General features: G+C 60.4%; 17 protein-coding genes. 8 read left to right on the top strand and 9 right to left on the bottom strand.

The features are described 5' to 3' along the window. Positions 1–11: 11 nt before the first annotated feature. Positions 12–233: a cold shock-like protein CspD gene (gene cspD / locus WCL58_RS04230; RefSeq protein WP_004928349.1), complete on the bottom strand. Its 222-nt coding sequence runs from the start codon at positions 231–233 to the stop codon at positions 12–14. 356 nt (positions 234–589) lie between these two features. On the opposite strand from cspD, the gene clpS reads away from it, so the two are divergent. Together clpS and clpA are read left to right on the top strand one after the other, a co-directional pair. Continuing rightward, a complete protein-coding gene (gene clpS / locus WCL58_RS04225; RefSeq protein WP_004928347.1) occupies positions 590–910 on the top strand; it encodes an ATP-dependent Clp protease adapter ClpS in 321 nt (106 codons plus the stop codon). A 27-nt stretch (positions 911–937) separates the two neighbouring features. Beyond that, positions 938–3,217, top strand: coding sequence for an ATP-dependent Clp protease ATP-binding subunit ClpA (gene clpA / locus WCL58_RS04220; protein ID WP_004928343.1), 2,280 nt, complete (start codon positions 938–940; stop codon positions 3,215–3,217). 205 nt (positions 3,218–3,422) lie between these two features. Here the strand turns inward: clpA and infA are convergent, their stop codons facing one another. The 5 genes from infA to trxB all read right to left on the bottom strand — a co-directional run bounded on the left by infA (position 3,423) and on the right by trxB (position 9,221). Next, the gene (gene infA / locus WCL58_RS04215; RefSeq protein ID WP_002211347.1) at positions 3,423–3,641 is read right to left on the bottom strand and encodes a translation initiation factor IF-1; all 219 of its coding nucleotides are present in this window, start codon (positions 3,639–3,641) and stop codon (positions 3,423–3,425) included. A 105-nt stretch (positions 3,642–3,746) separates the two neighbouring features. Then, the gene (aat, locus tag WCL58_RS04210; RefSeq protein ID WP_084826495.1) at positions 3,747–4,472 is read right to left on the bottom strand and encodes a leucyl/phenylalanyl-tRNA--protein transferase; all 726 of its coding nucleotides are present in this window, start codon (positions 4,470–4,472) and stop codon (positions 3,747–3,749) included. Between the two features lie 29 nt (positions 4,473–4,501). Next, positions 4,502–6,241, bottom strand: coding sequence for a heme ABC transporter ATP-binding protein/permease CydC (gene cydC, locus WCL58_RS04205; protein ID WP_102984914.1), 1,740 nt, complete (start codon positions 6,239–6,241; stop codon positions 4,502–4,504). A 2-nt stretch (positions 6,242–6,243) separates the two neighbouring features. Further along, positions 6,244–8,010 carry a heme ABC transporter permease/ATP-binding protein CydD gene (cydD, locus tag WCL58_RS04200; RefSeq protein ID WP_070913958.1) on the bottom strand — a complete coding sequence of 589 codons (1,767 nt, stop codon included), beginning with the start codon at positions 8,008–8,010 and terminating at the stop codon, positions 6,244–6,246. Between the two features lie 239 nt (positions 8,011–8,249). Beyond that, positions 8,250–9,221, bottom strand: coding sequence for a thioredoxin-disulfide reductase (gene trxB / locus WCL58_RS04195; RefSeq protein ID WP_047727946.1), 972 nt, complete (start codon positions 9,219–9,221; stop codon positions 8,250–8,252). A gap of 654 nt (positions 9,222–9,875) precedes the next feature. On the opposite strand from trxB, the gene lrp reads away from it, so the two are divergent. The 5 genes from lrp to serS all read left to right on the top strand — a co-directional run bounded on the left by lrp (position 9,876) and on the right by serS (position 17,707). Then, positions 9,876–10,370: a leucine-responsive transcriptional regulator Lrp gene (gene lrp, locus WCL58_RS04190; RefSeq protein ID WP_004928318.1), complete on the top strand. Its 495-nt coding sequence runs from the start codon at positions 9,876–9,878 to the stop codon at positions 10,368–10,370. Positions 10,371–10,490: 120 nt separating this feature from the next. Further along, entirely contained in the window at positions 10,491–14,141 is a 3,651-nt protein-coding gene (locus WCL58_RS04185; protein ID WP_336850583.1) for a DNA translocase FtsK 4TM domain-containing protein, read from the top strand. Between the two features lie 198 nt (positions 14,142–14,339). Further along, positions 14,340–14,951, top strand: a complete 612-nt coding sequence (lolA, locus tag WCL58_RS04180) for an outer membrane lipoprotein chaperone LolA (protein ID WP_019454555.1) — start codon at positions 14,340–14,342, stop codon at positions 14,949–14,951. A 67-nt stretch (positions 14,952–15,018) separates the two neighbouring features. Beyond that, positions 15,019–16,305, top strand: a complete 1,287-nt coding sequence (locus tag WCL58_RS04175; RefSeq protein WP_060421860.1) for a replication-associated recombination protein A — start codon at positions 15,019–15,021, stop codon at positions 16,303–16,305. Between the two features lie 109 nt (positions 16,306–16,414). Further along, positions 16,415–17,707: a serine--tRNA ligase gene (gene serS, locus WCL58_RS04170; protein ID WP_038880767.1), complete on the top strand. Its 1,293-nt coding sequence runs from the start codon at positions 16,415–16,417 to the stop codon at positions 17,705–17,707. A 51-nt stretch (positions 17,708–17,758) separates the two neighbouring features. On the opposite strand, the gene WCL58_RS04165 is transcribed toward serS, so the two are convergent. Then, on the bottom strand, positions 17,759–18,124 hold the full coding sequence (locus WCL58_RS04165) for a DUF1801 domain-containing protein (protein WP_102984912.1): 366 nt from the start codon (positions 18,122–18,124) through the stop codon (positions 17,759–17,761). 163 nt (positions 18,125–18,287) lie between these two features. Between WCL58_RS04165 and WCL58_RS04160 the strand changes: the two genes are divergently transcribed. Beyond that, the gene (locus WCL58_RS04160; RefSeq protein WP_033637849.1) at positions 18,288–19,439 is read left to right on the top strand and encodes an MFS transporter; all 1,152 of its coding nucleotides are present in this window, start codon (positions 18,288–18,290) and stop codon (positions 19,437–19,439) included. Between the two features lie 48 nt (positions 19,440–19,487). Here WCL58_RS04160 and pflA read toward each other — a convergent pair whose 3' ends face one another. Beyond that, the gene (gene pflA / locus WCL58_RS04155) at positions 19,488–20,228 is read right to left on the bottom strand and encodes a pyruvate formate lyase 1-activating protein (protein WP_015377324.1); all 741 of its coding nucleotides are present in this window, start codon (positions 20,226–20,228) and stop codon (positions 19,488–19,490) included. Positions 20,229–20,509: 281 nt separating this feature from the next. After that, entirely contained in the window at positions 20,510–22,792 is a 2,283-nt protein-coding gene (pflB, locus tag WCL58_RS04150) for a formate C-acetyltransferase (RefSeq protein WP_016928324.1), read from the bottom strand. Positions 22,793–22,820: the final 28 nt, after the last annotated feature.

The following is a 22,820-nucleotide window of genomic DNA, read 5'->3' as shown; positions in this document are numbered from 1 at the left end:
GCCGGAAGCGTTTAGGACAGCGCCTCGCTTTCCACCGGCACAATAAGGCTGGCATGGTTCCCTTTTGGCCCTTGATGCACGTCGAAGCTGACCTGCTGGCCCGCCTTCAACGTTCTGTAACCATCCATCTTGATGGTGGAATAATGCGCGAAAATATCTTCGCCACCGCCGGCTGGGCAGATGAAGCCAAAACCTTTGGCGTTGTTAAACCATTTAACAGTACCCGTCTCCATGCTTTTACATCCCTCGCAACGCTATTTTAAGTGAGATGAATAACTGATTTCGCACCCGCCGTGGGCGGGTAGCAGCGTGGACAAAGGGTGGTTAAAAGACCACCAGCCACGAATTTACACTCTAGAGCAAATGATCGGGCCGTCAAGGGATCGGCTTTTGTCGGCGGGGAGCAGTTCACCAAAGTTTGAAGCAGATAACGCTATTGCCACGATTCAGTCACAATTGGCCCGTTTTTTTGCGCACGTTACAGTGCGGCGGGACGAAGCCGAAGATGATAAAATAGTAACTATCCCCCACTTTGAATAACCGAAACCTGCCCCCATATAAGAGGGCAGAGCAGAGAAGATGAGCAGCGATGGGCAATAACAACGACTGGCTAAACTTTGAACACTTGGCCGAAGAAAAACAAATCGATGCGGTAAAACCGCCGTCTATGTATAAAGTTATACTTAACAACGACGATTACACACCGATGGAATTTGTGATTGACGTTCTGCAAAAGTTCTTTTCTTATGATATTGAACGCGCAACGCAACTGATGCTCACGGTCCACTATCAAGGCAAGGCGATCTGTGGTGTTTTTACCGCCGAGGTGGCGGAAACCAAAGTCGTCCATGTGAACCGGTACGCAAGGGAGAACGAGCATCCGTTGCTTTGTACGCTGGAAAAAGCCTGAATAAGGCAATCTATTGGGGAGGTGCTTATGCTCAATCAAGAACTGGAACTCAGTCTCAACATGGCTTTCGCCAGGGCGCGTGAGCACAGACACGAGTTTATGACCGTGGAGCACCTGTTGCTGGCGTTGCTGAGCAACCCTGCCGCGCGAGAAGCGCTTGAGGCATGTACGGTGGATCTGGCCGCGTTGCGCCAGGAGCTGGAAGCCTTCATCGAACAAACCACACCGACGCTGCCCGCCGGCGAAGAAGAGCGCGACACTCAGCCGACGCTCAGCTTCCAGCGCGTGCTGCAGCGCGCGGTCTTCCATGTGCAATCTTCCGGCCGCAGCGAAGTGTCCGGCGCCAACGTGTTGGTGGCCATCTTCAGCGAGCAGGAGTCGCAGGCGGCCTATCTGCTGCGCAAACACGACGTCAGTCGTCTCGACGTGGTGAACTTTATTTCACATGGCACGCGTAAAGACGAGCCGGGCCAAGCGCCGAATGCGGAAAACCCGGTGAACGAAGAGCAGTCCGGAGGGGAAGACCGTATGGAAAACTTCACCACCAACCTCAATCAGTTGGCCCGTGTGGGCGGCATCGATCCGTTGATCGGCCGCGATCGTGAGCTGGAGCGCGCGATTCAGGTGCTGTGCCGCCGTCGTAAAAACAACCCGCTGCTGGTCGGCGAATCCGGCGTCGGCAAGACCGCCATCGCCGAAGGGCTGGCCTGGCGTATCGTGCAGGGCGACGTGCCGGAAGTGATGGCGGACTGCACGCTGTATTCGCTGGATATCGGCTCACTGCTGGCCGGCACCAAATACCGCGGCGACTTCGAGAAGCGCTTCAAGGCGCTGCTCAAGCAGCTGGAACAGGATCAGAACAGCATTTTGTTCATCGATGAAATTCACACCATCATCGGCGCCGGCGCGGCTTCCGGTGGGCAGGTGGATGCCGCCAACCTGATCAAACCGCTGCTGTCGAGCGGCAAGATCCGGGTGATCGGCTCGACCACCTACCAGGAGTTCAGCAACATCTTCGAAAAGGATCGCGCCCTGGCGCGCCGTTTCCAGAAGATCGACATCACCGAGCCGACGGCGGAAGAGACCGTTCAGATCATCAACGGCCTGAAGGCCAAGTATGAAGCGCACCACGACGTGCGTTATACCGCCAAGGCGATCCGCGCCGCGGTGGAGCTGTCGGTGAAATACATCAACGATCGTCATCTGCCGGACAAGGCGATCGACGTGATCGACGAGGCGGGCGCCCGCAGCCGGTTGATGCCGGCCAGCAAGCGCAAGAAAACCGTCAACGTGGCCGATATCGAATCCGTGGTGGCGCGTATCGCTCGCATCCCGGAGAAAACCGTGTCGGCCAGCGATCGCGACGTGCTGAGAAACCTGGGCGATCGCCTGAAGATGCTGGTGTTCGGCCAGGATCAGGCGATCGAAGCGTTGACCGAAGCGATCAAGATGAGCCGCGCCGGTCTGGGCCACGAGCGCAAGCCGGTCGGTTCCTTCCTGTTCGCCGGGCCGACCGGGGTCGGGAAAACCGAGGTCACCGTACAGTTGGCCAAGGCGATGGATATCGAGCTGCTGCGTTTCGACATGTCTGAGTACATGGAGCGGCATACCGTCAGCCGTCTGATCGGCGCGCCTCCGGGCTATGTCGGTTACGATCAGGGCGGGCTGCTGACCGATGCGGTGATCAAGCATCCGCATGCGGTGGTGCTGCTCGATGAGATCGAGAAGGCGCACCCGGACGTGTTCAACCTGCTGCTGCAGGTGATGGACAACGGGACGCTGACCGACAACAACGGCCGCAAGGCGGACTTCCGCAACGTGATCCTGGTGATGACCACCAACGCCGGGGTACGGGAAACCGAACGCAAGTCGATCGGCCTGGTGCAGCAGGACAACAGCACCGACGCGATGGAAGAGATCAAGAAGGTGTTTACGCCGGAGTTCCGCAACCGTCTGGACAACATCATCTGGTTCAACCATCTGTCTACCGAGGTGATCCAGCAGGTGGTCGACAAGTTCATCGTCGAACTGCAGGCGCAGCTGGATGCGAAGGGCGTCTCGCTGGAAGTGAGCGACGAAGCGCGCGACTGGCTGTCGGTGAAGGGCTACGACCGTGCGATGGGGGCTCGCCCGATGGCGCGCGTCATGCAGGAGAACCTGAAAAAACCGTTGGCCAACGAACTGCTGTTCGGCTCGCTGGTGGACGGCGGTTCCGTGAAGGTCGAGTTGGACAAGGACAAGAAACAGCTGACCTACCACTTCCTCAGCGCCGCCAAACGCAAGGCGGATGAGGGCGCGGTACACTAAGGCTGCCTTCAGGCAAAGAAAAAGCGATGCTTCGGCATCGCTTTTTTTATGGGTGAGATTCACCGTACAACAGAAACGAGTGAGCCCTCTCAGTTTACCTGCGCACCTGCAACCCGTTGTGTAACGTCGCTGCGGGGGTAAACGGAAAGGGCTCCCGAGGGATTACATCCTCGATGCCGCCAGCGTGTGGCGCGCGGTGAGCCGATTAACGGCTACGGAAGACAATGCGGCCTTTGCTCAGGTCGTACGGGGTCAGCTCTACAGTGACTTTGTCGCCCGTCAGGATGCGGATATAGTTTTTACGCATTTTACCGGAGATGTGTGCGGTTACCACGTGCCCGTTTTCCAATTCAACGCGGAACATGGTGTTCGGCAGCGTATCAAGAACGGTGCCCTGCATTTCAATATTGTCTTCTTTGGCCATCGAATCCTCTAGGTCTAACTACCTTAGTTTTTAACCGGCAAGATAATGCCGAAAAACCCCCATTATGTAAAGATGTGTCGGTGAACATTGCACCGTTTCCACCAATTAGTTTACTGGAGAGGGCGGTTCAGCCGGCTGTGGGGATATGACTTGCGGCTCCCAGCACGCCGGCGCCAAAGGCCGCCGTTGAAGGGTGCTGAGCTGCTGCAAAAATTGACGGCGCGGAATTTCACGCGCGCCAAGGCGGGCAGTGTGAGCGTTCAGCACCTGGCAGTCAATCAATTCCCCGCCATAAGCGGCAAAATGGCGGCAAAAGGCCATCAATGCGCATTTTGAGGCGTTGGTAACGCGGCTGAACATCGATTCGCCGCAGAACAACGCGCCCTGCGCCACGCCGTACATGCCGCCGACCAGTTGATCATTCTGCCACACCTCCACCGAGTGCGCGTAGCCGAGGCGGTGCAGATGCTGATAGGCGCGCTGTACCTCCGGGCCGATCCAGGTGCCTTCATCCGGCCGATGGGCGCAGGCGGCGATCACCGCGGCGAAGTTGTGGTTGAGCGTGATGCGAAACGGATCGTGGCGCAAAAAGCGTTTCAGGCTGCGGTTGAGATGAAACTCTGTCGGGAACAGCACCGCACGCGGATCGGGCGACCACCACAGAATCGCTTCCCCCGGCGAGTACCAGGGGAAAATGCCGCGCTCGTAGGCCGCCAGCAGCCGCGGCGCCGTCAGGTCGCCGCCGATAGCCAGCAGGCCGTTAGGGTCGCGCAGGGCGCCCTCAGGCGAGGGAAACGCCAGCGATTGGGGGGAAAGCTTAACGATGCGCATACAGGCTCTCTGCGTCCTCTACGGGCCGATTACGGCGCCAGGTTGCTGATACGGTTGCGAAAGCGGGCATAGCGGCCCTGCCGGCGCATCAGGGTGGCGTGATCGCCCTGTTCGACAATCCGGCCGTCGTCCATCACGCAAATGCGGTCGAGATGCTCCAGGCCATACAGACGGTGCGTCACCAGGATCAGCGTCTTGCCCTGACAATGCCGGCGTAGCAGCGCCAGGATCTGCTGCTCGGTTTCGGCGTCCAGCCCTTCGGTCGGTTCGTCGAGCAGCAGCAGCGGGGCAGGGTGCAGCAGCGCGCGGGCGATGCCCAGACGGCGCTGCTCGCCGCCGGACAACTGTCGGCCGCCTTCGCCCAGCCAGGCGTTCAGCCCGCCGTCGCTGTCCAGCAATTTGCCCAGCCCCACCTGCTGCAGTACCTCGCTCAGGCTAGCGTCGTCGGCGTCCGGCGCGGCCAGCCGCAGGTTTTCCCGCAGTGTATCGCTGAAGATATGCACCCGCTGGCTGACGACCGTGGTCATCCGACGCAGCGTGGTTTCATCATAATCCTCCAGCGGTTCGCCGTTGAGCAGAATGTTGCCGCCGTCGGTGCGCCAGGCGCGGGTCAGCAGCTGCAGCAGGGTGGACTTGCCGCAGCCGGTGCGGCCGAGCAAGGCGATGTGTTCGCCGGCCGCGACCTCGAGCGTGACGTCGCGCAGCACCGGTTGCGGCTGGTCGGGGTAGGTGAAACTCAGCTGCCGCAGGCTAAGCTGAGCGCGATCGGCGGCGGCCGGGCCGGTGGCCGGGAAGGTGACCTCCGGCTGACGATCGATGATCTGTTTGACCCGCGTGGCGGAGGCGATCACCTGGCCGAGATGCTGGAAGGCACCGGCGACCGGCATCAGCGCTTCGAACGACGCCAGCGCGGCGAAGACGAACAGTGCGATCAGCGCGCCGGGTTGGGTATCGCCGCCGATGCCGGCGGCGGTCAGCCACAGCAGCAGCGTCACCGTCAGCCCGCTGGCGAGGATCATCAACGCCTGCGCCTTGCCGCTCAGCGAGGCCTGCTGCCACTGGCGGCGTTGCCACCGCTGTTCGGTGGCGTTCAGCGTCTGGCGGAAGTCGTTGACGGCACCGAACACCACCAGCTCGGCCTGCCCCTGCAGCCAGGCGGTCAGGTCGGTTCGGTATTGGCCGCGCAGGGCGGTAAGCTGGCCGCCGATCGGCTTGCCGGCGCGATAAAACACCGGCGGCACCAGCAGCAGCAACAGTAACAGAATGCCGCCCAGCGTCAGGGCGAGCGCAGGATCGAGCCAGCTCAGGCCGTAGGTGACCACCAGGATCACCACCGCCGCGCTGATCAACGGCGAGATCACCCGCAGATAAAGATGATCCAGCGTGTCCACGTCCGCCACCAGGCGGTTGAGCAGCTCGGCCTGGCGGAAGCGGGCGATGCCGCCCGGCGTCAGCGGCAGGATCTTGCTGAAGGTGAACACCCGCAGATGCGACAGTACGCGGAAGGTGGCGTCGTGGCTGACGACTCGCTCGGCATAGCGCCCGGCGGTGCGGAAGATCGCCGCGCCGCGCACGCCGGCGGCCGGCAGCATGTAGTTGAAGGTCAACAGGCCCGCCAATCCGGCCAGCGACGAGGCGGCCAGGAACCAGCCGGAGAGTGCCAGCAGGCCGATGCTGGCCAGCAGAGTGACGATCGCCAACAGGATGCCCAGGCTAATCAGCAGGCTATGGCGGCGATACAACGCCAAAAACGGCAGCAAAACGCGCATGATTAAAGCTCCCCGCGGCGATGGGCGATCAGAGTGGCAAACAGGCCCGGTTGGGCGCTGAGGGTGGCGTAATCGCCCTGTTGCACGATGCGCCCGTTATCCATCACCCAAATCTGATCGTAGTCTTCGGTATCTTCCAGCTGGTGCGTTACCAGCAGGGTGGTTTGCTGATGCGAAGCGGCATTCAACGCCTGCATCACCCGTTGTTCGCTGTGGGCGTCGAGGCTGGCGGCCGGTTCATCCAGCAGCAGCAGGCTGCGCGGGCCGATCAGCGCCCGGGCGACCGCCACGCGCTGCGCCTGGCCGACCGACAGGCGAGCGGCGTTGTCGCCCACTTCGGTGTCGAGCCCCTGCGGCAGATAAGGGAGCAGTTCGCTGACGTAGGCGAGTTCCACCGCCTGCTGCAGCTGCGCTTCGTCGGCCTGCGGGCAGCCCAGCAGGATATTGGCGCGCAGGGTTTGCGCCGGCAGATGTGGGTTCTGGCCGACCCAGCTCAGCTGCTGGCGCCAGGTTTCGGCGGACAGTTCACGCAGCTCAATGCCGTTGACGGTCAACGACCCGCGATAGGGCAGGAAGCCGAGCAGCAGATTCAGCAGCGAGCTTTTACCGGCGCCGCTCAGCCCGACCAGCGCCACGCGCTGCTGCGGTTGCAGGGTGAAACTCAGCGGCCCGGCCAGCAGTACGCCGTTCGGCGACAGGATTTCCAACGCGTTCGCCTGCAGCGTCAACGGTTGATCGGCGGGCAGTTGCCGCGTGCCGTTGCCCATCTGCTCGCCTTCGGCGCTGAGGAAGGTTTCCAGCGCTTCCGCCGCGCCGATCGCCTGCGCTTTGGCATGGTAGAAGGTGCCGAGATCGCGCAGCGGTTGGAAAAACTCCGGTGCCAGAATCAACACCAGAAAACCGGAAAACAGCGTCACGCCGAGGCCGTAGCTGCCGAAGTTGAGTTCGCCGAGGTAGGAAAAGCCGAAGTACACCGCCACCACGGCGATGGAGATCGAGGCGAAGAACTCCAGCACGCCGGAAGAGAGGAAGGCCAGGCGCAGCACTTCCATGGTGCGGCTGCGGAAGTCTTCGGAGGATTTGGCGATCTGCGCGGTTTCGGCCTGCGCGCGGTCGAACAGCCGCAGGGTGTCCAGGCCGCGCAGGCGGTCGAGGAAGTTGCCGCTCAAGCGCGCCAGCGCCACGAAGTTGCGGCGGTTGGCGTCGGCGGCTCCCATGCCGACCAGCGCCATAAACAGCGGGATCAGCGGCGCGGTTGCCAGCAGAATGATGCCCGCGGCCCAATTGATCGGGAAGACGGCGATCAAAATCAGCAGCGGGATGAAAACCGCCAGATACATCTGCGGCAGATAGCGCGAGTAATAGTCCTGCATATCCTCGATCTGTTCGACGATGATGCTGGCCCAGCTGCCCGCCGGTTTGCCCTGGATCCAGGCCGGGCCGAGCTGCTGCAGCTTATCCAGCACCTGTTGGCGCATGCGCTGTCGGATCACCTGCCCACACAGGAAACCAATCCGTTCCCGCAGCCAGCTTAACAGCGCCCGCAGCGCGAACGCGGCGGCCAGCCAGATAAACGAAGGGATCAGCTGTTCGCGCGGGGTATGTTCGATGATCAGGGCGTGCAGCAGGCTGGCCAGCAGCCAGGCCTGCGCCACGATCAGCAGGCCGCTGAACAGCCCCAACAGCATGGAAAGGCGCAGCCAACGCTGCGCTAACGAACTCTGGGTTTTAAGCCAACGGGTTAACTGTTGCTGTCTGGTTTTTTTCATCAGATATGCGTCTGCATCGCCGGCGCCCGTTTGTTACGGGCTGGGTTAACGTACTGTTAAATAATAGTGTTTGGCGCAATCGGCGGCAAACAAGCGAGGTCCCATGTTACCTCGTCACCCGGCAGACTGAAAATAATAAAGCGGCCAAATGTGGCTATAACAGACGCGATAGGGGATCGCTGAAGAAAGGAACAAAAAAAGCGGCTCGAGAGCCGCTTTTTGCTGGTGGCGAGAAAGTCTTAGCAGACTTCTGCGCCGGCGATGCCGTCCAGGTAACGCTCTGCGTCCAGCGCCGCCATACAGCCGGTGCCGGCGGAGGTGATCGCCTGGCGGTAAATGTGATCCATCACGTCGCCTGCGGCGAAGACGCCGGGGATGGTGGTTTGGGTCGCATTGCCGTGAATGCCGGACTGCACCTTGATGTAGCCGTTTTCCAGCTCCAGCTGGCCGCCGAAGATGCCGGTGTTCGGGCTGTGGCCGATGGCGATGAACACGCCGGCCAGTTCCAGTTCGCGGGTTTCGTTTTCCGCTTTGGTGCTGCGGATACGCACGCCGGTCACGCCCATTTCATCGCCCAGCACTTCGTCCAGCGTATGGTCGGTGTGCAGCACGATATTGCCGCTTTTCACTTTTTCCATCAGCCGGTCGATCAGGATCTTCTCCGAACGGAAGCTGTCGCGGCGGTGGATCAGGTGAACCTCGGCGGCGATATTGGACAGGTACAGCGCTTCTTCAACGGCGGTGTTGCCGCCGCCGACCACGGCGACTTTCTGGTTGCGGTAGAAGAAACCGTCGCAGGTCGCACAGGCGGAAACGCCTTTACCCTTGAACGCGTCTTCGGAAGGCAGGCCAAGGTAGCGGGCGGAGGCGCCGGTTGCGATGATCAGCGCGTCGCAGCTGTATTCACCGCTGTCGCCGAACAGGCGGAACGGACGCTGCTGCAGATCAACGCTGTTGATGTGATCGAAGACGATTTCAGTCTGGAACTTCTCCGCATGCTCGCGCATGCGCTCCATCAGCGCCGGGCCGGTCAGGCCTTCGGCGTCGCCCGGCCAGTTTTCCACTTCGGTGGTGGTGGTCAGCTGGCCGCCTTGTTCCATACCGGTGATCAGCACCGGGCTCAGGTTGGCGCGCGCCGCGTAAACGGCGGCGGTGTAACCGGCCGGGCCGGAGCCCAGAATCAGTAATTTGCTATGTTTAGCCGTGCCCATGAATAACCTCTTTATTCCACAATGGCGGACAATGGAACCGATTGTAGGGAAAATGGCGCAGTAAAAAAAGCGCCGGGCGACGTTGTTAACGATTTGTATGATAGTTGTCGCCTATTAATGCACCCGCTGTCGGCAAATCGTACGCTGAACGCAGAAATTTACCTTATCAAAGCCGCATTCGGCTGCCGAATCGCCAACCGCGCAAAAACGGCGCCTTCTGCGACTTCAGCCGCTCCCTGCCGGGGTTTATCTGCCAGCGATTCATAACCAAAAATGGGATGCAGACTTTTCGTGACGGTACGTTGTTCTGATTTTGCTTCTTTTACTTTGACAATCCGCTGCGCATTTGCGAAAACATCATAGGAAGAAGAAATTATCCCCGTAACACCAGCAAATCGTACGTATTTGCGCCGCGAGGCGGCAATGCGCGGTGGATGTGCGGAGCAGGGCGCGCAAGCGTTTGCAGATTTTTTCTCGACCTAAACGTCGTTACCGGCGTCGCGCGGGGTTGGACAGACAGGCTGCGCGGCGTGGAATGATGGTAGTGAAGAAGCATATGACAGGCATCGGGTCTTCGCTTGGAACGAACCCTTACACATTGACGTTGGCTAGGGTGTGGCAAGTGCACGGAAGAAAATAAGAGAGACAATAATAATGGCAGACAACAAGAAACGCCCGGGTAAAGATCTTGACCGTATCGACCGCAACATCCTGAATGAGCTGCAGAAGGATGGGCGTATTTCGAACGTCGAGCTTTCGAAGCGCGTGGGGTTATCCCCGACACCATGTTTAGAACGCGTGCGCCGTCTCGAGCGCCAGGGTTTCATTCATGGCTATACCGCATTGCTCAACCCGCATTATCTGGATGCGTCCCTGCTGGTTTTCGTGGAGATCACGCTGAACCGCGGCGCGCCGGATGTGTTTGAGCAATTCAACTCGGCAGTGCAGAAGCTTGAAGAAATTCAGGAGTGTCATCTGGTTTCCGGCGATTTCGACTACCTGTTGAAAACCCGCGTACCGGACATGTCGGCTTACCGCAAACTGTTGGGTGAAACCTTGCTGCGTTTGCCGGGGGTCAACGACACCCGTACCTACGTAGTGATGGAAGAAGTGAAACAGAGTAACCGTCTGGTTATCAAAACACGGTAAGGTGCAGGTGCAAAACCTGATTAAATTGGTTACACTCCTGTTTATTCATACAGTTTCGGCGCCGGGGAAGCTTCTCGGCGCTGTTGCTATGTCAGCTAACAGGAACCTGGAGAGCCTTTCTTGAGCCAGGAATATACAGAAGATAAAGAAGTTACCCTGAAAAGACTCAGCAGTGGCCGGCGTTTGCTGGAAGCTGTGCTTATCGTGGTAGCGATTTTTGCCGTTTACCTCATGGCTGCGCTGGTCAGCTTCAACCCGTCTGACCCAAGCTGGTCACAGACCGCGTGGCATGAGCCGATTCACAATTTGGGCGGCGGTGTTGGGGCCTGGTTGGCCGACACGCTGTTCTTCACCTTCGGGGTGCTCGCCTACGCGATACCGCCGATCATGCTGGTCCTGTGCTGGGCGGCCTATCGCCAGCGCGGCAACAGAGACTACATCGACTATTTCGCGCTCTCCCTGCGCCTGATCGGCACCCTGGCGTTAGTGCTTACCTCCTGTGGGTTGGCGGCGCTGAACGTTGACGATCTCTATTACTTCGCTTCCGGCGGCGTGATCGGCAGCCTGCTGAGCAACGCCATGTTGCCGTGGTTCAACGGCATCGGCGCCACGCTGGCGCTGCTGTGCGTGTGGGCGGCGGGGCTGACGCTGTTTACCGGCTGGTCCTGGCTGGTGATCGCCGAGAAGATCGGCGGTGCTGTGCTGGGCGTCGCGACGGTGATGACCAACCGCTCACGCCGCGAAGAGCGCTATTTCGAGGATGACGAACGTTACGTTGACGACGAGCCTGAGCTGGCAGGGAAGGGCGCCGCAGCCGCGGTTGGCGCGACCGCCGCCGGAGCCGCGGCCGCCGATGACGACGTGCTGTTCTCCGCGCCTTCGGTCACCGAAAGCGCCAAAGAGGCGGCGGAAGACGCCGCCGATCCGTTGCTCAGCGGCCTGCGAGCCGACGATGGTGAGGTTGAAGCCGACGCCGCGCCAATCGCGCCGGCGGCTTCGCCTGCACCGGCGGTGACGGCAGAGATCCACGAGCCCGTTGCCGCACCGATCGCCACACAGGCGCCGTCGGTAACGGTGGCGCCGGCCGCGCCGACCTCGGTCAATCAGCACCCGGTGAGCGCCCCGGCGCAAGACGCCACGCCGCCGCTGTATTCCTTCGAAATCCCGGAAGAAACGCCTGCGCCTAAGGCGACGCGTCCCGTCGACCCTTATCGGGACGACGATGAGCCGCGCCTGGGCAATTGGCAAGAGCCGGCTGCGCCGCAGCCGCCGGCGCGTTCTCCCTTTGATTTTACTGCCGCGCAGCGCGACAGTGCCGACGTCAGCGGAGCGGGTGGTTTCAGCGCCACCGGCGCCAAGCCACAGCTGGATACGGCAGCCGCTGCCGCTGCGGGCGCCGCAGCGGCGACCTTCATGCCGGCTTTCACGGCCACCAGCGACGGCAATCCGCAGGTTAAACAGGGCATCGGTCCTGAGCTGCCTCGGCCGAATCCGGTACGTATTCCGACCCGCCGCGAGCTGGCTTCTTACGGCATCAAGCTGCCTTCGCAGCGTGCGGCCGAGCAGGAACAGCGCCAGGCCGAGGTGGAGCCTCAGCAGCCGACGGCGGTGAGCCCGCAGGAAGAAGAGGCGCTGCAGGAAGCTGCGCTGCGTCAGGCGTTTGCCGAGCAGCAAAGCCAACGCTACGGCGAAAGCTATGCGCCGGAGCAAGATGACGAGAGCGCCCTGCAGGAAGCTGAGCTGAGCAAGGCGTTTGCCGAACAGCAGAGCCAACGTTACGGCGAAGGTTATCAACAGAACGACGAAGAGGCGCTGCAAGAGGCCGCGCTGCGCCAGGCGTTCGCCGAGCAGCAGCAGGCGCGCTACGGCCAGCAAGAACCGGCCCCGCAGGCGCCGGCTGCCAGCCCGGTCGATACCCGCAATGCTTTCAGCTTCTCGCCGATGGCGGATTTAGTGGACGATGGCCCGAGCGAGCCGATGTTCACGCTGTCCCCGCAGCTTGAAGAGCGCATTGAACAGCAAAGCGAGCAAGAGGACGACGTGCCGTTCGGCCAGTTTGAGCCTGCCGCGCCGGTTGCCCAACCTCAGCAATCGCACTCGCAGCCTCAACAGTACCAACAGCCGCAGCAACAGCAGTATCAGCAGCCGTCGCAGCCGCAATATCAGCAGCCGCAGCAACCGGTGCAGCAGCCGCCTCAGCAAACTCAGGCCGAGCAACATCCGGCGATGGACAGCTTGATTCACCCGTTCCTGATGCGCAACGATCAGCCGCTGCAGAAGCCGACCACGCCGCTGCCGACGCTGGATCTGCTGACCGAAGCGCCGAAAGAGGTGGAGCCGGTCGACTCCTTCGCGCTGGAACAGAAGGCGCGCCTGGTGGAGGCCAGCCTGGCCGATTACCGCGTGAAAGCCGATGTGGTGGACATCCTGCCGGGGCCGGTCATCACCCGCTTCGAGCTGGATCTGGCGCCGGGCGTTAAAGCGGCGCGCATTTCCAACCTGTCGCGCGATCTGGCGCGCTCGCTGTCGACTTCGGCGGTGCGCGTGGTGGAAGTGATCCCCGGCAAGCCTTACGTCGGTCTGGAGCTGCCGAATGCCAAGCGGCAAACGGTGTACCTGCGCGAAGTGCTGGATTGCCCGGCCTTCCGTGACAACCCGTCGCCGCTGTCCATCGTATTGGGTAAAGACATCTCCGGCGAGCCGGTGGTGGCCGATCTGGGCAAAATGCCGCACTTGCTGGTCGCCGGTACCACCGGTTCCGGTAAGTCGGTCGGGGTCAACGCCATGATCCTGAGCATCCTGTATAAAGCCACGCCGAAAGAAGTGCGCTTTATCATGATCGACCCGAAAATGCTGGAGCTGTCGGTTTACGAAGGCATTCCGCACCTGTTGACCGATGTGGTCACCGACATGAAAGACGCCGCCAATGCGCTGCGTTGGTGCGTGGGTGAAATGGAACGCCGCTACAAGCTGATGTCTGCCTTGGGCGTGCGTAACCTGGCCGGCTACAACGAGCGCGTCGATCAGGCCGAAGCGATGGGGCGCCCGATCCCGGATCCGTTCTGGAAGCCGACCGACAGCATGGACATCACGCCGCCGGTATTGGAGAAGGAGCCGTACATCGTAGTGATGGTCGACGAATTCGCCGATCTGATCATGACGGTCGGCAAGAAGGTCGAAGAGTTGATCGCTCGTCTGGCGCAGAAAGCGCGTGCGGCGGGTATCCACCTGGTGCTGGCGACCCAGCGTCCGTCGGTGGATGTGATCACGGGTCTTATCAAGGCCAACATCCCGACGCGTATCGCCTTTACCGTGTCGAGCAAAATCGACTCCCGCACCATCCTCGATCAGGGGGGCGCCGAGTCCTTGCTGGGTATGGGTGACATGCTCTATCTGGCGCCGAACTCCTCGATTCCGGTGCGCGTACATGGCGCATTCGTGCGCGATCAGGAAGTGCACGCGGTGGTCAAGGATTGGAAAGCGCGCGAGCGGCCCCAATATAAAGAGGGCATTCTCAGCGGCGGCGAAGACGGCGAGGGCGGTGCCGGCGGCGGAATGGACGGTGACGAAGAGCTGGATCCGTTGTTTGACCAGGCGGTGGATTTCGTGGTGGATAAACGCCGCGCCTCCATCTCCGGCGTGCAGCGCCAGTTCCGTATCGGTTATAACCGCGCGGCGCGCATCATCGAACAGATGGAAGCGCAGGGCATCGTCAGCGAGCAGGGGCACAACGGCAACCGCGAGGTGCTGGCGCCGCCTCGGCACGATTGATGGTCGTTTAGCCATTGCAATTCAATAAGAAAGGGCCGCTTAAGCGGCCCTTGTGCAAAGAAGCGTAAACCCGTTTCTTCTCGGAACATTGGCCTACCGGCCGATCGCCGGCTTCGGGTAAAGTAAGCGGGTAAAGGGTTGATTTGACCCGCACGGCGTCGCCCTGCGGTTAACGCATTTCATAAGGTATCTGGAATAATGAAAAAACTGTTAGTTGCCTGCTGTCTGCTTTCGGGATTCGCTTCTACCTCCGTGCTGGCTGATGCCGCGCAGGATCTGCAAAGTCGCCTGGCGAAGGTGAACAGTTTCCACGCCAGCTTCTCACAAACCGTGACCAGCGCCGACGGCGCCGCGGTGCAACAGGGGGAAGGCGAGCTGTGGGTGAAGCGGCCAAACCTGTTCAACTGGCATATGACGTCGCCCGATGAGAGCGTGCTGGTCTCCGATGGCCAGACCCTGTGGTTCTATAACCCGTTCGTCGAGCAGGTGACGGCGACCTGGCTGAAGAACGCCACCGGCAATACGCCGTTTATGCTGATCACCCGCAATAATGCCAGCGACTGGAAACAGTACAACGTGAAGCAAAAGGGCGATGATTTCGAGCTGACGCCGAAGTCCGCCAGCGGCAACCTGAAGCAGTTCGCCATCAGCGTGACCAACAGCGGTACCATTCGTAGCTTCGCTGCGGTGGAGCAGGATGGCCAGCGCAGTTCCTACACGCTGAAAAGCCAGCAGAACGTCGCCGCCGATCCGGCCAAATTCAAATTTACCCCGCCGAAGGGGGTGACGCTGGACGACCAGCGCCAGTGAGGTGCAAGTGAGTAATAATCTGTCGCTCGATTTTTCCCAGAACGAGTTCCAGCCGTTGGCCGCGCGTATGCGGCCGACCACGCTGGCGCAGTATATCGGCCAGCAGCACCTGCTGGCCGCCGGCAAGCCGCTGCCGCGCGCCATCGAGGCCGGGCAGCTGCACTCGATGATTTTATGGGGGCCGCCGGGCACCGGGAAGACGACGCTGGCAGAGTTGATCGGCCGTTACGGTCAGGCGGATGTCGAACGGATCTCCGCCGTGACCTCCGGTATCAAGGAGATCCGCGAAGCGATCGAGCGGGCGCGGCAAAATCGCGACGCCGGCCGCCGCACCATCCTGTTCGTCGACGAAGTGCACCGCTTCAATAAGAGCCAGCAGGACGCTTTCCTGCCGCACATTGAAGACGGCACCATCACCTTTATCGGTGCCACCACCGAAAATCCGTCGTTCGAGCTGAACTCGGCGCTGTTGTCCCGCGCCCGCGTTTACCTGCTGAAGGCGCTGACCGCCGAAGATATCGGCCAGGTGCTGGATCAGGCGATGGGCGACAAGGCGCGCGGCTTTGGCAATCAGAACGTCGAACTGCCGGCGGAAACGCGCCGCCTGCTGTCGGAGCTGGTGGGCGGCGACGCGCGCCGGGCGCTGAACAGCCTGGAAATGATGGCGGACATGGCGGAGTTAGACGCCAAAGGCGTGCGGGTGCTGACACCGGAGCTGCTGAAAGAGGTGTCGGGCGAACGCAGCGCGCGCTTCGACAACAAGGGCGACCGTTATTACGACCTGATTTCCGCGCTGCATAAATCGGTGCGTGGCTCGGCGCCGGACGCCGCGCTGTACTGGTATGCGCGCATCATTACCGCCGGCGGCGATCCGCTTTATGTGGCCCGCCGCCTGCTGGCGATTGCCTCTGAAGACGTGGGCAATGCCGATCCGCGCGGCATGCAGGTGGCGATCGCCGCCTGGGATTGCTTCACCCGCGTGGGGCCGGCGGAGGGCGAGCGCGCCATCGCGCAGGCGATCGTTTATCTCGCCTGCGCGCCGAAGAGCAACGCGGTCTACACCGCGTTCAAGGCCGCCATGCGCGACGCCAAAGAGCAGGCCGATTATGACGTGCCGGAGCACCTGCGCAACGCGCCGACCAAGCTGATGAAGGAGATGGGGCTGGGGGCGGAGTACCGTTACGCCCACGACGAACCCAACGCCTACGCCGCCGGCGAGAACTATTTCCCGCCTGAAATGGCCCATACGCGCTACTATCAACCGACCTCGCGTGGGCTGGAAGGGAAAATCGGCGAAAAGTTGGCATGGCTGGCTGAGCAGGATCAAAATAGCCCGACAAAACGCTACCGCTAGCGAGGCCGTTGCGGTAAGGTTAGCGGGTATCACTCTTCTTTTATGCGGCTATAAATCAGCCGCATAGAACAACAACACTTCTTTCAATAACAACAAGCACAGGATTAGCATGCTCGATCCCAATCTGCTGCGTAATGAGCTAGACGCAGTCGCCGTCAAACTGGCTCGCCGAGGCTTTAAACTCGATCTGGATCTGCTGCGTTCGCAGGAAGAACGTCGCAAAGTTCTGCAGGTAGAAACTGAAACGCTGCAAGCGGAACGCAACTCCCGATCGAAATCCATCGGCGCGGCCAAAGCGCGTGGGGAAGACATCGAGCCGCTGCGTCGCGAAGTGAACGAGCTGGGTGACAAGCTGGATGCCGCCAAGGCGGCGCTGGATGCGCTGCAGAGCGAGATCCGCGATTACGCCCTGACGCTGCCTAACCTGCCGGACGACGCCGTGCCGGATGGTAAAGACGACAGCGAAAACCTGGAAGTGACCCGCTGGGGCGAACCGCGCCAGTACGACTTCGCGGTGCGCGATCACGTCGATCTGGGTGAAATGGCCGGCGGGCTGGATTTTGCCGCTGCGGTTAAGCTGACCGGTTCGCGCTTCGTGGTGATGAAAGGGCAAATCGCCCGCATGCACCGCGCGCTGTCCCAGTTCATGCTGGATCTGCACACCGAGCAGCACGGCTACCTGGAGGCCTACGTGCCTTACCTGGTCAACCACGCCACGCTGTACGGTACTGGCCAGTTGCCGAAGTTCGGCGAAGATCTGTTCCATACCCGTCCGCTGGAAGAAGAAGCCGACAGCAGCAACTATGCGCTGATCCCAACGGCGGAAGTGCCGCTGACCAACCTGGTGCGCGACGAGATCGTGGAAGAGGAATCTCTGCCGCTGAAAATGACCGCACACACGCCATGCTTCCGTGCGGAAGCCGGTTCTTACGGCCGTGACACCCGCGGTTTGATCCGCATGCACCAGTTCGACAAGGTTGAAATGGTGCAGATCGTTCGTCCGGAAGATTCGATGGATGCCCTGGAAGAGCTGACCGGCCACGCGGAAAAAGTGCTGCAGCTGCTGAACCTGCCTTACCGCAAGGTGCTGCTGTGCACCGGCGACATGGGCTTCGGCGCATGCAAAACTTACGATCTGGAAGTGTGGCTGCCGGCGCAGGATACCTATCGCGAGATCTCGTCCTGCTCCAACATGTGGGACTTCCAGGCACGCCGCATGCAGGCGCGCTGCCGCAGCAAAGCCGACAAGAAGCCGCGTCTGGTCCACACCCTGAACGGCTCCGGCCTGGCGGTTGGCCGTACGCTGGTGGCGGTGCTGGAAAACTACCAGCAGGCCGACGGCCGCATTCAGGTACCTGAAGTGCTGCGTCCATATATGGGCGGCCTGGAATACATCGGCTAAACGACAAACCACGAAAAAAGCGCCTGAGGGCGCTTTTTTTATGCCGAGAATTCAGCCCGTCGCCAGCGTATAAGCCTGTTGAATGTAGTCCGCCAGATGCTTGCTTTTCACCTCGTCGGGCGAGTGGAGCTTGATGTGTCGCCGATACTGGCCGCTGCCTTCGAGCTGGTGATAACGATCTTCCAAACGGGAGCCGTGGCCGAACTCCACTGTAACGTGGTGGCGATAGGCGAAAACGCCGCAGAAAAATTGGCTATGCGAGAACATGATGCCGCCGTATTTGACCGATTCGGTGACGCCGTTGCCGCTCGCCGCAGCGATCCGCCGCACCTGCTGCACAATGGCCAGCAGGTCACCTTGCGTGCTGCCGATGTCTGCCAGCAGGGCCTCTACCGCCGCATCATTTGCCTGACTCATCTTGCCTCTTTGTCGTCAAATTCGCTCTGCGCTGAGCATAGCGCTTTTTCAGCCAGTTAGCCGGAAACAAATCGTGCGGTGGAATGATAAGAGGCGATTGACTTTTTTATCGCCAGTGGCATGATGCGCGCACTCTCATTGCGCGTTCGGTCACAATTTCACTATGTCCGCATACTCCCGCCCAGTGCTCTTATTGCTCTGCGGTCTCTTGCTGCTCACGGTATCCATTGCCGTTTTGAATACGCTCGTGCCTCTTTGGTTAACCCATGCTCAGCTGTCGACCTGGCAGGTGGGAATGGTCAGCTCCTCTTATTTCAGCGGCAACCTGTTGGGCACGCTGGTGGCGGGCAAACTGATCCAGCGCGTCGGCTTTACCCGCAGCTATCATCTTTCTTGTCTGGTGTTCGCCGCCGCGACCGCCGGCATGGTGCTGTCGATCGATTTTTGGAGCTGGCTGGGCTGGCGCTTCTTCGCCGGCGTCGGCTGCGCCTGGATTTGGGTGATCGTGGAAAGCGCGCTGTTGCGCAGCGGCAATCTCAGCAACCGCGGCCAGCTGCTGGCGGCCTATATGATTGTCTATTACCTCGGTACGGTGACCGGCCAATTGCTGTTGAGCATGACCTCGACGGAATTGCTGCACGTGGTGCCGTGGGTGACTGCCATCGTGATCAGCGCGATGTTGCCGATGCTGTTTGCGCGGGTCAACCGCCATGAAGACGAGCCGCAGCAGGCGGCGGTGTGGACAATGCTGAGACGCCGCAGCGCGCGCCTCGGCATCAATGGCTGCATCATTTCCGGCATCGTGCTCGGTTCGCTGTACGGCCTGATGCCGCTGTACCTCTCCCATCAGGGCATGAGCGACGCCAACGTCGGTTACTGGATGGCGCTGCTGGTCAGCTCAGGCATCGTCGGCCAGTGGCCGGTCGGGCGGCTGGCCGATCGTTACGGGCGCCTGCTGGTGCTGCGCATTCAGGTGTTCGTGGTGATCCTCGCCAGCGTAGCGATGCTCGGCAACTACGCCATGGCGCCTTCGCTGTTCATCCTCGGCTGCGCCGGCTTTACCCTGTACCCGGTGGCGATGTCCTGGGCCTGCGAGAAGGCGCTACCGCACGAGTTGGTGGCGATGAACCAGGCACTGCTGATGAGTTACACCATCGGCAGCCTGCTGGGCCCGTCGATGACGGCGCTGCTGATGCAAAACTACTCCGATCGCGTGCTGTTCGTGATGATCGCCGCCGTGGCGCTGGTTTACCTGCTGATGCTGCTGAAGAAGCAGAAGCCGGATCACCATCACACGCCGTTCGCCGCCGCCTGAGCATAAAAAAACCGGCTATGAGCCGGTTTTTCTTTGGCGCTGCGCCAATCAGTAAATGACTTTGTGGCCGTAGCTTTCCAGGATGCCTTTGACGCGATCCATGGTCTCGGCCTTCGGCGGATGAACGCCGTCCAGCTTGTACTCTTCCCCCATCGCCACCCATTTGTGCTTGCCCAGCTCGTGGTAGGGCAGCAGCTCGATTTTCTCGATGTTGGTCATGTCTTTGGTGAACTCGCCCAGCAGGTGCGCCGACTTATCGTCGTCTGACCAACCCGGCACCACCACATAGCGGATCCAGGTGCGCTGATTGCGTTTCGCCAGGTAGCGGGCGAATTCCAGCGTGCGGTGGTTGGAGACGCCGACCAGGTTCTGGTGGATCTCGTCATTCATCTGTTTCAGGTCCAGCATCACCAGATCGGTGGTGTCCAGCAGCTCGTCGATCACCGGATCGTAGCGGCGCACGAAGCCATTGGTGTCCAGGCAGGTATTGATGCCTTCGGCGTGGCAGGCACGGAACCAGTCGCGCACGAATTCAGCCTGCAGGATCGCCTCGCCGCCGGACGCGGTCACGCCGCCGCCGGAGGCGTTCATGAAGTGGCGGTAGGCCACCGCGTCTTTCATCAGCTCTTCGACGGTCACTTCTTTGCCGCCGTGGGTATCCCAGGTGTCGCGGTTATGGCAATAGAGGCAGCGCATCAGGCAGCCCTGGAAAAAGACGATAAAGCGGATCCCGGGCCCGTCGACGGTGCCGCAGGATTCGAAGGAGTGGATGCGACCAGTTACTGACATTGCGGGGTTTTCTCCAATATTGACTGTCAAACGCAGTCTAAAAATAGGCGCGTGGCCGCCGGCCAGGTATCTGCGATGCAGTGGCGGGGTGAGCCCGCCACCGGGGGTAATGATGCCTGTCGGCAGGTCAGTTGCCGGATAACTGTTTTGCCGGCTATCCATTCAGTATAGATGTCCGGCAAAACAGACTCGTACAGAGTCAGGGGAGAGCGGTGGGAGAAAAGGGCCGGCAGAACCGGCCCCGACGTTGGCACCGGGCGGTTTCCCGCCCGGTTGGCGTATTACATCGTTTGAGTGAAGGTACGAGTAATGACGTCCTGCTGTTGCTCTTTGGTCAGCGAGTTGAAGCGCACGGCGTAACCGGAAACGCGGATGGTCAGCTGAGGGTATTTCTCAGGGTTTTCCATCGCATCCAGCAGCATTTCGCGGTTCATCACGTTGACGTTCAGGTGCTGGCCGCCTTCGATGGAGGCTTCATGGTGGAAGTAACCATCCATCAGGCCCGCCAGGTTGGCTTTACGCACGTCGTCGTCTTTACCCAGCGCGTTCGGCACGATGGAGAAGGTGTAGGAGATCCCGTCTTTCGCGTAGGCAAACGGCAGTTTGGCTACCGAGGTCAGGGAGGCTACTGCGCCTTTCTGGTCGCGGCCGTGCATCGGGTTGGCACCTGGGCCGAACGGTGCGCCTGCGCGGCGGCCATCCGGGGTGTTACCGGTTTTCTTACCGTACACCACGTTGGAGGTGATGGTCAGTACGGACTGAGTCGGTACCGCATTGCGGTAGGTGCGCAGTTTCTGAATTTTCTTCATGAAACGTTCCACCAGGTCGCAGGCGATGTCATCGACGCGAGCGTCGTTGTTACCGAACTGCGGATACTCGCCTTCCACTTTGAAGTCGATGGCCAGGCCGTCTTCGTCGCGAATGGTGGTGACTTTCGCGTACTTGATGGCAGACAGGGAGTCGGCCGCCACGGACAGACCGGCGATGCCGCAAGCCATGGTGCGATAAACGTCACGGTCATGCAGCGCCATCAGCGCAGCTTCGTAGCTGTACTTGTCGTGCATGTAGTGAATGATGTTCAGCGCGGTCACGTACTGCTTGGCCAGCCAATCCATAAAGTGGTCCATGCGCGCCATGACTTTGTCATAGTCCAGCACTTCGTCCATCATCGGCGCTTCTTTCGGGCCGACCTGCATTTTCAGTTTTTCGTCAACGCCGCCGTTGATGGCGTACAGCATGGTTTTCGCCAGGTTGGCGCGGGCGCCGAAGAACTGCATTTGTTTACCGACGATCATCGGGCTGACGCAGCAAGCGATGGCATAGTCATCGTTGTTGAAGTCAGGGCGCATCAGGTCGTCGTTTTCGTACTGAACGGAAGAGGTGTCGATGGACACTTTCGCCGCGAATTTCTTGAAGTTCAGCGGCAGCTTCTCAGACCACAGGATGGTCATGTTCGGCTCCGGAGACGGCCCCATGGTGTACAGGGTGTTCAGGAAGCGGAAGCTGTTTTTGGTGACCAGGGTACGGCCGTCGACGCCCATACCGGCCAGGGATTCCGTTGCCCAGATTGGGTCGCCGGAGAACAGCTCATCGTACTCAGGGGTACGCAGGAAACGCACCATACGCAGTTTCATCACCAGGTGGTCGATCAGTTCCTGCGCTTGTTCTTCGGTCAGTTTGCCCGCCTTAATGTCGCGCTCGATGAACACGTCGAGGAAGGTGGACACGCGGCCGAAGGACATGGCGGCGCCGTTCTGGGATTTTACCGCGGCCAGGTAGCCGAAGTAGGTCCACTGCACCGCTTCTTGCGCGCTGGTGGCCGGGCCGGAGATGTCGTAACCGTATTTGGCGGCCATCTCTTTGATCTGAGCCAGAGCGCGGTGCTGTTCAGCGATCTCTTCGCGCAGCTGGATGGTCATTTCCAGATCTTCGCCGTTTTCCAGTTTTTCCTGCAGCGATTTGAACTGGTTCAGTTTGTCGGCCATCAGGAAGTCGATACCGTACAGCGCCACGCGGCGGTAGTCGCCGATGATGCGGCCACGGCCGTAGGCATCTGGCAGACCGGTCAGCACGCCGGATTTACGGCAGTTCAGGATGTCTTTGGTGTAAACGTCGAATACGCCCTGGTTGTGGGTTTTACGGTATTCGGTGAACACTTTTTTCAGCTGCGGATCCAGTTCGCGGCCGTACACTTTGCACGAACCTTCGACCATTTTGATGCCGCCGAACGGGATCAGCGCGCGTTTCAGAGGGGCGTCGGTCTGCAGACCTACGATGGTTTCCAGCTCTTTGGCGATGTAACCCGCGTCGTGAGAAATGATGGTTGAAGCAACGTTGGTGTCGAAATCAACCGGCGCGTGAGTGCGGTTTTCCAGTTTGATCCCTTCCATAACCTTGTCCCACAAGGTGGTGGTGGCTTGAGTTGCGCCAGCCAGGAAGGATTCGTCACCCTCATAAGGCGTGTAGTTTTTCTGGATGAAGTCACGAACGTTGACTTCATTCTGCCAGTCACCCTTGCTGAAACCTTCCCAAGCGTTGGCTAATTTCTCGTTAAGTTCGGTCATTGTACACCTACCTTTGATTGTGGATTTC

It is taken from the genome of Serratia sp. TMDUHS_CL (genome assembly GCF_037137105.1).
GTDB classification, from domain to species: Bacteria; Pseudomonadota; Gammaproteobacteria; order Enterobacterales; family Enterobacteriaceae; genus Serratia; species Serratia nevei.
The sequence above is the reverse complement of the archived record's forward strand: the minus strand, read 5'-3'. Positions and strand labels throughout refer to the sequence as shown.

What these genes read in the sequence shown, in the direction of transcription:
- WCL58_RS04175 (WP_060421860.1), top strand. Translation starts at nt 15,019, where the DNA reads ATGCGGCCGACCACGCTGGCGCAGTATATCGGCCAGCAGCACCTGCTG.
- pflB (WP_016928324.1), bottom strand. Translation starts at nt 22,792, where the DNA reads ATGACCGAACTTAACGAGAAATTAGCCAACGCTTGGGAAGGTTTCAGC.
- lrp (WP_004928318.1), top strand. Translation starts at nt 9,876, where the DNA reads ATGGCAGACAACAAGAAACGCCCGGGTAAAGATCTTGACCGTATCGAC.
- serS (WP_038880767.1), top strand. Translation starts at nt 16,415, where the DNA reads ATGCTCGATCCCAATCTGCTGCGTAATGAGCTAGACGCAGTCGCCGTC.
- pflA (WP_015377324.1), bottom strand. Translation starts at nt 20,228, where the DNA reads ATGTCAGTAACTGGTCGCATCCACTCCTTCGAATCCTGCGGCACCGTC.
- aat (WP_084826495.1), bottom strand. Translation starts at nt 4,472, where the DNA reads ATGCGCATCGTTAAGCTTTCCCCCCAATCGCTGGCGTTTCCCTCGCCT.
- WCL58_RS04160 (WP_033637849.1), top strand. Translation starts at nt 18,288, where the DNA reads ATGTCCGCATACTCCCGCCCAGTGCTCTTATTGCTCTGCGGTCTCTTG.
- WCL58_RS04165 (WP_102984912.1), bottom strand. Translation starts at nt 18,124, where the DNA reads ATGAGTCAGGCAAATGATGCGGCGGTAGAGGCCCTGCTGGCAGACATC.
- clpS (WP_004928347.1), top strand. Translation starts at nt 590, where the DNA reads ATGGGCAATAACAACGACTGGCTAAACTTTGAACACTTGGCCGAAGAA.
- clpA (WP_004928343.1), top strand. Translation starts at nt 938, where the DNA reads ATGCTCAATCAAGAACTGGAACTCAGTCTCAACATGGCTTTCGCCAGG.
- lolA (WP_019454555.1), top strand. Translation starts at nt 14,340, where the DNA reads ATGAAAAAACTGTTAGTTGCCTGCTGTCTGCTTTCGGGATTCGCTTCT.
- cspD (WP_004928349.1), bottom strand. Translation starts at nt 233, where the DNA reads ATGGAGACGGGTACTGTTAAATGGTTTAACAACGCCAAAGGTTTTGGC.
- cydC (WP_102984914.1), bottom strand. Translation starts at nt 6,241, where the DNA reads ATGCGCGTTTTGCTGCCGTTTTTGGCGTTGTATCGCCGCCATAGCCTG.
- trxB (WP_047727946.1), bottom strand. Translation starts at nt 9,221, where the DNA reads ATGGGCACGGCTAAACATAGCAAATTACTGATTCTGGGCTCCGGCCCG.
- cydD (WP_070913958.1), bottom strand. Translation starts at nt 8,010, where the DNA reads ATGAAAAAAACCAGACAGCAACAGTTAACCCGTTGGCTTAAAACCCAG.
- infA (WP_002211347.1), bottom strand. Translation starts at nt 3,641, where the DNA reads ATGGCCAAAGAAGACAATATTGAAATGCAGGGCACCGTTCTTGATACG.